The sequence below is a fragment of the Paraburkholderia sp. SIMBA_054 genome, from assembly GCF_046534875.1.
Lineage (GTDB): Bacteria > Pseudomonadota > Gammaproteobacteria > Burkholderiales > Burkholderiaceae > Paraburkholderia > Paraburkholderia hospita.
Map to the genome: position 1 here is coordinate 25,643 of NZ_JAWRXV010000092.1, position 7,399 is coordinate 33,041.

The window sequence follows — 7,399 nt, forward strand, 5'->3', positions numbered from 1 at the left end:
TCTCGATGCCCATCGGGAGAACTCGCCGTTGACAGGCTTCGCTCCAGCGTGGAGGCGGCGTCGTACGTCAGGCCATACGCGCCGGACGTCGACTGCCGCTAAAGAGCCGCACCACGCCGAAGGCGAGAAGAGTCGCGAGCACCCCGGTAGCGACAGGAAAGGTACCGGCCGTATTCACCGCAACCTCGACGGGATGTTCACCGAGCAGTTGCAGGCGCCGGCGCGTCATCCCTGCGCCCAGTGTGCGCAACTCGGGTCCGAACGCGCGTTTCGCGAGAGGCAGGAGTCTTGTCTCCTCATCGGCTACATGGTGCAGGGTATCGCGCATCAACTCCATGAACAGCGAGTCGTACGCGGCATTGTCGGGACCCATGCCGCGCAGCTTCCCGATCACCGCGCGCCAGTTCGTCATGCTCTGACGGGCTCCTCTTCAGGGTTTCGTCAGTCGGTGCGATGCGAGCAAGCGCAGGATAAAAGATTTCTTCTTCAAGCTGCGCGTGTATTTCAACCGCTCTGCAGACGGAGGTGACGATCGCGCGCTTGCGCCACCATGCGGTTTCGCTGCCGTAACGATGAAAGGCAGCGACGACGTGGATGTGATCGAGACGGATCATCGTCGTAATGGCGGGCACGTAGGGCATGATAGGGACCTCTCGTGGTTCAGAGCGGCAATGGACCGGGTGCATAGCCGACAGCATTGACATGGCCAAAAGGGATCGTGATGGTCGAGCTGGCTGCGGGCGTTGACAGCGAAATCTGCAAGGGCACGACCGCGGTACTGTCCGATTCCGGGCTCGACATGATGTGCGCGCGCTGCACGTAATTCCTGAGCTCTCGCACGTTGCCCGGCCAGGAATACGACAGCACGCGCTGGGCAGCCGTCAACGCCGGCTGCTGGCCCTTAACCGTAGGCATAGCCGTCAAGCCCGGATATGACGGGTCCCATTGGGACGCGGGTGGTCTAGCTATTAAGCGCATCGGACTCCTCGGCGGCACCGCGTTCCCCGTCGTCATCGATCGCTTCGGAAATCCGGTATTCCACGAGGCGGTTGTAGAGCGTCTTGAGACTGATGCCGAGTACTTCTGCTGCGCGAACTTTCACGCCTCCACACTGTTCAAGGGTCGCGAGTATCAGCTGTTTATCGGCTTCGTCGAGGGACATGCCGACCGGAATCGTGATGGTCGAACTGGCCGCGGGCGTCGACAATGAGATCTGCATGGGCACGACTGCGGTGCTGTCTGATTCCGGTCTCGACATGATGTGCGCACGCTGCACGTAGTTCCTGAGTTCACGCACGTTGCCCGGCCACGGGTACGAGCGCAGCATGTCCCTGACCGCGGGCGGGAAGTGCTTCCTGGTGTTAAAGCGCGCGTTCAGTTCGTCGAGAAAGGACTGCGCGAGCAGCTCAATATCGTCGCCACGCTCGCGCAGCGGCGGCAGGCTGATCGGGAAAACATTCAGCCGGTGGTACAGGTCGGGGCGAAGTTTTCCCTCCTGTACGGCCTGCTCCGGATCGCGATTGGTGGCGGCGATCAGGCGCACGTCGGTGACCAGTTCCTTCGCCGTACCAACGCGCATGAAGAGGCCTGTTTCGAGTACACGCAGCAGCTTTACCTGCAGCTCGATTGGCATCTCGGTGATTTCGTCAAGAAAGAGGGTGCCGCCGCTGGCGCGTTCGAAATAGCCTATATGCTGGCGGTCAGCCCCCGTGAATGCGCCGAGCTCATGCCCGAACATTTCCGATTCGATCAGCTTCGGCGAGATGGCGCCGCAATTGAGGGCGATGAATTCCCGTTTGCGACGCGCACTCATCTGATGGATGGTTTGCGCAGCGACTTCCTTGCCGGTGCCGGACGTGCCCACGAGCATCACCGACAGGGCGGTCGGCGCCACCCGGCTGATCTGGTCGTACACCACTTGCATCGGCTGCGAACTGCCAACCATCGAGCCGAATCTGCCCATACGGCGGAGTTCGCCGCGCAGCGCGCCGATTTCGGCCTTGAGGTCGCCGGTGCGTGGCAGCCGGTCCAGAATCGCGATCACGCGTTGGAGGTCGATTGGCTTGACCAGGTAGTCGGTGGCGCCGGCTTTCAAGGCATCGACTGCGGATTCGACCGTTGCATGTCCCGTGATCACGACAAACACTACGCCCGAGCGCGGGTCGAGATCACCGAAAAGGTCGGGGCCCGAACCGTCCGGAAGCCGGAGATCAACAAACACGACATCGGGTGTCCTTCGCAAAATCTGGTCGCGGGCTTCCTGCAGGTCGCCCGCTACGGATACAGTGAGACCTTCTTCCGCGATGATTATTGCGAGCGCTTCGCGTGTAGCGGAGTCGTCGTCAACGATGAGTGCATGTGCCATGGGAGCGAAGCGAATCCGGTTGTGAATCCACGATTCGGAACTGGCGCGAACAACAGGCATTTACGAGCGCGGCGACCTGAGGGATAGCGCGTTGCCCGTCGCCACGATCCATTTTGCCGCACGGCGCCCGCTGGAAATAGAGCTACTGCGGCTTGTTCAATCGCCAAGCATGGCGAGCGTATCGCCAAATCCGCCGCGCGCCCTGGAAACAATGCGGGCACTCGTGACGACCCGTGGCGCGGCGCTCCAGGCGATCGCTGTTCCCGTCGCGATCAGCATGTCCACGAGCGCGACATCCTCGCTACACGCGATGGGTGGGAAGCCGCCCGCACGCCGATATGCCCGGGCCGACACACCCAGATTAGCGCCATGCACGTGACGGTGCCCGTCGGCGTCAACATACGACCGGTAAAACGCCTCGCGCGTGGCCGCATCGTGCTCGCGCCAGTCATCGACTGAGATCACGCCGCAGACCGCCTCAGCCTTTAACGCCAGTTGAGCGACCAGCCAGTCCGGCGCCACGCGACTGTCGGCGTCGGTAAAGGCAAGCCAGCGCGCGCCTTTTCCCAGCATGGCCGATGCGCCCGCCGCGCGCGCCACGCCGACATTGCGGGCCTCGATGGAGATCGTGCTGACGCCCGATCGCGCGGCAACCAGCGTGGATCGATCGGTGCATGCATCGAGCACGACCATGACTGCGACTTCCTCGCCGTTGAGCCCGGGATGCCGGGCAGCCCGCCTGATCGCACGAAGGCAGGCAGGGAGAAATCTTTCTTCGTTGTGTGCGGGGATCACAATGCCGAGCATGCTGTGCCTCTAAATAAAACGTGTGTATTCATATGGTCCGGTCGGCGAGGTTCAATGACGCACGCGACCGAACGACCGGACCTTCACTTCAATCCCTACACTCACTTCGTCGTGGTTTCCTGACCGGCGCCCAGATCGGCGCCCGTAGTGGGATCGACATCGGTGGTTGAAGCGGTACGGGATGCCATGGCCTTCAGTGTCTCAAGGTCCGCCTTCGGCACATTCACCTGCGCCGTGCCGTCGCCGCCATCGACCGCGGGCTTCGGATTGCCGTCAAACTGCCATTCGGGTCCTTCGTTCCATGGGCCGCGCACATCATCGCCCTTTGAAAGATCGAAATAGACGCTGGTAAATTTCGGATCACCGGGGAGCTTGCCCTGTGGAAAGTTCGGCTGGATGGAATGCAGCGCTTTTTCGAATGACTTCTGATGTGCGATCTCCCGTGTCATCAGAAAGCCCAGCGCGTCCTTGATGCCTGCGTCGTCGGTGACGTTGATCAGCCGTTCATAAATGATCTTCGCGCGCGCCTCAGCGGCAATGTTCGACCTGAGATCGGCCGTCGGCTCGCCGATGGTGTCGATGCAGGCTGCGCTCCATGGCACGCCTGCCGAGTTGGTCAGCGCAGGGCCGCCACCGTAGAGGAGGGCGGTCGTATGCGAGTCGTTGCCTCCCGCGGTGAGTGAGCGGTACAAGTCTGCTTCCTCCTCGACGGCCTCCGCCAGTTGGCCCTTGGCCCCCTTGTTCAGCATGGCGACGATCGAGCCAATCACTTCCAGGTGGCTGAGTTCCTCGGTGGCGATATCGAAGAGCATGTCCTTGCGGCCGGCGTCGTCTTCGGCGACGGCCTGCGTGAAGTAGCGGCAGGCGGCAGCGAGTTCGCCCTGGGGACCGCCAAACTGCTCAAGCAGCAGATTCGCCAGACCGGGGTTGGGTGCGGCGACGCGGACGGTGTATTGCAGGCGTTTGTTGTGTGCAAACATGAGTCACTCCTTTTTCGAAGACAAAACGATCCCCTTGGCGCGGTAAGAAGCGCCAGCAGGTAATCGACGGAGACTGCCCAAGCAGCAGATCGGTCAGCTGACCGACCGGCACCCGGATGCGGGCGCTTGGGTCTCGGGACGAGAGTCCCGGCCAGGGATGCGGTGCGAGTGTTCCGCTCTACATGAAGGCTCGCTTCGCCCATTCAGCATGAGGTGTGCCTCAGCGCATGATCGATACAGTCGCGGGACACATTCGGCTCGGGCGACGAGGATTGACAGCAAGGACGGTCGTCGATGATCGCGTTCGTTGAGCTGAGCGTGCCGGGAACTTTCTGATTGTCTCCCTTGACAGCTACGCGGCACCGCAGGTCTGTTTCATGCTTCGACGAAATTGACGCACTCGTCCGGGGGGGCAAGATGGACAGCCGACATTCAACCCGCGGGGCACTAAGCAGTGAGAAGGACAGGTCACGCGGCTCACCTTGTTCGTAGCCTTGCACCTGCTCGTGTTTTCCGAGGCCCGTGTGTGGATGTCGGCCGCCCAGGCGGTTGATGCCATGCGTCGGTGGTGTCTGGCTGACACCACCGTGCTCGATGTTCTCAGACGCGTGACGATTTCGAGTCGTGCGTTATCTATTGCGGTGCGGCTGGCGGCGTGTCATGGCTGCCTGCTCGACGCCGATGGCATGCATGCCGTCTTCGACAGCCAGCGATCCATCGATGTCGGCGCCATTGAATACCGGATCATCCGGCGCGCATGCGAAGCGGCACTGCAGTGCGACTGACTGACCTTAACAAAGGGGAAGGGTTATTGAACTGTCGGCATCAGTCGACGCGCATCGGGTAAAACGCCAGCAAAGTGGTGAGCACGCAGCGCGGTTTCGTGGCCGGGCGCTTGCTCCGGAATGCACATATTCCGCAGGCCGGTGAGACCGGAAACGCGGTGAACTTGGGAGATAGCAATGACTGGAACCAGACATCCTGCGCCACCTTTTCCGGCGCAGCAGCAGCACACCGTGCCGGGCCGTACCGCGCCGATGAAGCCGCAGCCCGATCATGGCGAGGAAAGTTATGTTGGACATGATCGCCTTGCAGGCAAGGCAGCGATCATCACCGGCGGCGACAGTGGCATTGGGCGCGCTGTGGCCATTGCGTTCGCCCGCGAGGGGGCGGACGTGCTGATTTCCTACCTGGACGAGCACGACGACGCACAGGAGACGCAACGGTGGGTCGAAAAGGCGGGTCGCCGTGCGGTACTCATGCCCGGGGACATCCGCGACACTGCGCAGTGCAACGGACTCGTCGAGCGCGCGATAAGTGAATTCGGCCGGATCGACATCATCGTCAACAATGCAGCCTATCAGATGACCTATGATTCGCTCGACGCAATCACCGATGAAGAATGGAACAAAACGTTCGATACAAATATCGGCGCGATGTTCCGGATCGTGCGTTCTGCCGTCGGGCACATGAAGCCGGGTGGCTCGATTATCAATACGACATCCATCAACGCAGACAAGCCCAACCCGGGACTGCTCGCGTACGCGACAACGAAAGGCGCAATCCAGAACTTCACGGGAGGGCTCGCCCAGCTACTGGCAAAGCAGGGTATTCGCGTCAACTGCGTCGCGCCTGGCCCGATCTGGACGCCGCTGATTCCGTCGACCATGCCGCGGGAAAAAGTCGAGAACTTCGGCAGGCAGGTGCCAATGGAGCGTCCCGGTCAGCCTGTCGAACTCGCACCCGCCTACGTGATGCTTGCAACCGACGAGGCGAGCTACGTATCCGGTGCGACGATTGCCGTGACGGGGGGCGCGCCAATCCTCTAGGCCCGCGGATGGCGTCCCGGTCGCCATCCATCTCGACCGGCGGGAAAAATACCACGGCAGCTGGTGTTCACAAATGGCCTGTCGGGACCGCTACTGCTCCGCTTCATCGTCGGCTTCGCCTTCGCCTTCGTTCTCGAGACCGGGTTCGAGATCCTCCAGCTCAACCATCTCTCCGACGATTACCATTTCCGCACCGGGCTCGAGCGTTTCAGCCAGCAGGGGGTCGCCGTCGACAATCAACCGGATGGGCGCGTCGCCCTCATTGGCTACTTTCACTTTCATCGTCATGCTCCTTCAAAGGCAATGCCATGCGGATGCGCCGGACGCGCCCGATCAGCGCGCAGTGGCGAGGTGCGCATTGACCCGGACGGGAGGGCCATCGTCATGAAATGGCGCCTGCGGTCCGAATTGCCCAATCACGTCTGGCCGGAAGATCAGACAGTAGGTCGAGCCGCCGTACTGGAAATAACCAAGCTCGTCACCTTTCCGAACGCGTTGTCCCGGCAGCGCTTCGATCATGCACGACGACACGTCGGCCTTGCCGACGAACACACACCCAACCGGGCCGACGGCCACATCGTCGCAATCGATCACAATGATCGCGCGCGTCGCGACGGCTGTCGTGTAGCCTTGGGAATCGTTCAGGCCGCCCGGGTCTTCGCCTTCGGACTCGGCGTCCGAGTAATAGGTGCCCGGCACGACGTACGCGTGCGTGACGCGGCCGCCCACGGGCGCATGCCAGCGGTGATAGTTGAACGCGCTGAGAAATGCCTGATAGACGGAACCACCGACAAACTGCCGTGCCGTCTTTGCCTCGCGCGCCGTGAAGATATCCTGCAGCGAGTAGGGCTGCGACTTGATCCAGAACGCGTCGTGAAGCCTGACGTCGTGCTGAAGGTTGTAGGGCGACGCCTCGCAGGCGCTGATGATCATCCTGTCGTCGTCGGGTGCGGCAACGGGTCGGGCGTCGGCTTTGAACTGGCGCGTAAAAAAGCCATTCCACGAGGGGAAACCCCGGTACACCTTGTCCGGCTCGCACAGGAACTGCGCCAGGCCGATCTTCGCATCGGCCTCGGGGCTGAACCAGCCGCCCGGCGCATCGCTGTTGAGGTGTTCGCGCGAATATGGCCCGCTCAAGAACCCACTCCAGAAATTCAGCACGCGTCTGAGCTGGGCGTTCAACGCCGGATCGCGGAACAGCGCATAGCCGGACGGCATGCACATCGGCCAGTCGAGCAGGGCGTTCAACGGGCAATGAATCAGGCTGGATTCGCTGAAGGGCGGTGCGTACGTCATCATGTAATCGACGATGCCCATCAGTTCGTCGATCGAGGTGTACCCTGAGCGTGAGCACGTAAATCGATGGGAATTCGGGGCGTTTTGAGCAGCTTGCGTGATGTAGCGGAGGGGATCTCCCT

Annotated in this window: 7 protein-coding genes and 2 pseudogenes; 2 read left to right on the plus strand and 7 right to left on the minus strand. The window is 61.7% G+C overall.

Going from position 1 to position 7,399, the window contains the following annotated elements; all coding sequences use genetic code 11:
* Nucleotides 1-67 precede the first annotated feature (67 nt).
* The 5 genes and pseudogenes from SB822_RS50815 to SB822_RS50835 all read right to left on the minus strand — a co-directional run bounded on the left by SB822_RS50815 (nucleotide 68) and on the right by SB822_RS50835 (nucleotide 4,152).
* Nucleotides 68-641 (minus strand): annotated as a pseudogene (locus SB822_RS50815) (hemerythrin domain-containing protein).
* Nucleotides 642-705: 64 nt separating this feature from the next.
* Nucleotides 706-873, minus strand: a pseudogene (locus tag SB822_RS50820) (sigma-54-dependent Fis family transcriptional regulator); the annotation flags it as partial.
* Between the two features lie 88 nt (nucleotides 874-961).
* Nucleotides 962-2,365: a sigma-54-dependent transcriptional regulator gene (locus tag SB822_RS50825; protein WP_410858327.1), complete on the minus strand. Its 1,404-nt coding sequence runs from the start codon at nucleotides 2,363-2,365 to the stop codon at nucleotides 962-964.
* Between the two features lie 156 nt (nucleotides 2,366-2,521).
* Nucleotides 2,522-3,172: a glycosyltransferase gene (locus tag SB822_RS50830; RefSeq protein WP_410858328.1), complete on the minus strand. Its 651-nt coding sequence runs from the start codon at nucleotides 3,170-3,172 to the stop codon at nucleotides 2,522-2,524.
* A 101-nt stretch (nucleotides 3,173-3,273) separates the two neighbouring features.
* A complete protein-coding gene (locus SB822_RS50835) occupies nucleotides 3,274-4,152 on the minus strand; it encodes a manganese catalase family protein (protein ID WP_410858329.1) in 879 nt (292 codons plus the stop codon).
* Between the two features lie 494 nt (nucleotides 4,153-4,646).
* Between SB822_RS50835 and SB822_RS50840 the strand changes: the two genes are divergently transcribed.
* Entirely contained in the window at nucleotides 4,647-4,937 is a 291-nt protein-coding gene (locus SB822_RS50840; protein ID WP_410858330.1) for a hypothetical protein, read from the plus strand.
* A gap of 177 nt (nucleotides 4,938-5,114) precedes the next feature.
* Nucleotides 5,115-5,981, plus strand: coding sequence for an SDR family oxidoreductase (locus SB822_RS50845; RefSeq protein WP_086909894.1), 867 nt, complete (start codon nucleotides 5,115-5,117; stop codon nucleotides 5,979-5,981).
* Between the two features lie 90 nt (nucleotides 5,982-6,071).
* Here the strand turns inward: SB822_RS50845 and SB822_RS50850 are convergent, their stop codons facing one another.
* Together SB822_RS50850 and SB822_RS50855 are read right to left on the minus strand one after the other, a co-directional pair.
* Nucleotides 6,072-6,263: a hypothetical protein gene (locus SB822_RS50850; protein WP_133061227.1), complete on the minus strand. Its 192-nt coding sequence runs from the start codon at nucleotides 6,261-6,263 to the stop codon at nucleotides 6,072-6,074.
* Nucleotides 6,264-6,314: 51 nt separating this feature from the next.
* Nucleotides 6,315-7,379, minus strand: coding sequence for a phosphatidylserine decarboxylase family protein (locus tag SB822_RS50855; RefSeq protein WP_410858331.1), 1,065 nt, complete (start codon nucleotides 7,377-7,379; stop codon nucleotides 6,315-6,317).
* Nucleotides 7,380-7,399: the final 20 nt, after the last annotated feature.

Bases quoted from the DNA above. Each gene is read 5' to 3' on its own strand.
- SB822_RS50825 (WP_410858327.1), bottom strand. From the start codon at position 2,365: ATGGCACATGCACTCATCGTTGACGACGACTCCGCTACACGCGAAGCG.
- SB822_RS50830 (WP_410858328.1), bottom strand. From the start codon at position 3,172: ATGCTCGGCATTGTGATCCCCGCACACAACGAAGAAAGATTTCTCCCT.
- SB822_RS50835 (WP_410858329.1), bottom strand. From the start codon at position 4,152: ATGTTTGCACACAACAAACGCCTGCAATACACCGTCCGCGTCGCCGCA.
- SB822_RS50845 (WP_086909894.1), top strand. From the start codon at position 5,115: ATGACTGGAACCAGACATCCTGCGCCACCTTTTCCGGCGCAGCAGCAG.
- SB822_RS50850 (WP_133061227.1), bottom strand. From the start codon at position 6,263: ATGAAAGTGAAAGTAGCCAATGAGGGCGACGCGCCCATCCGGTTGATT.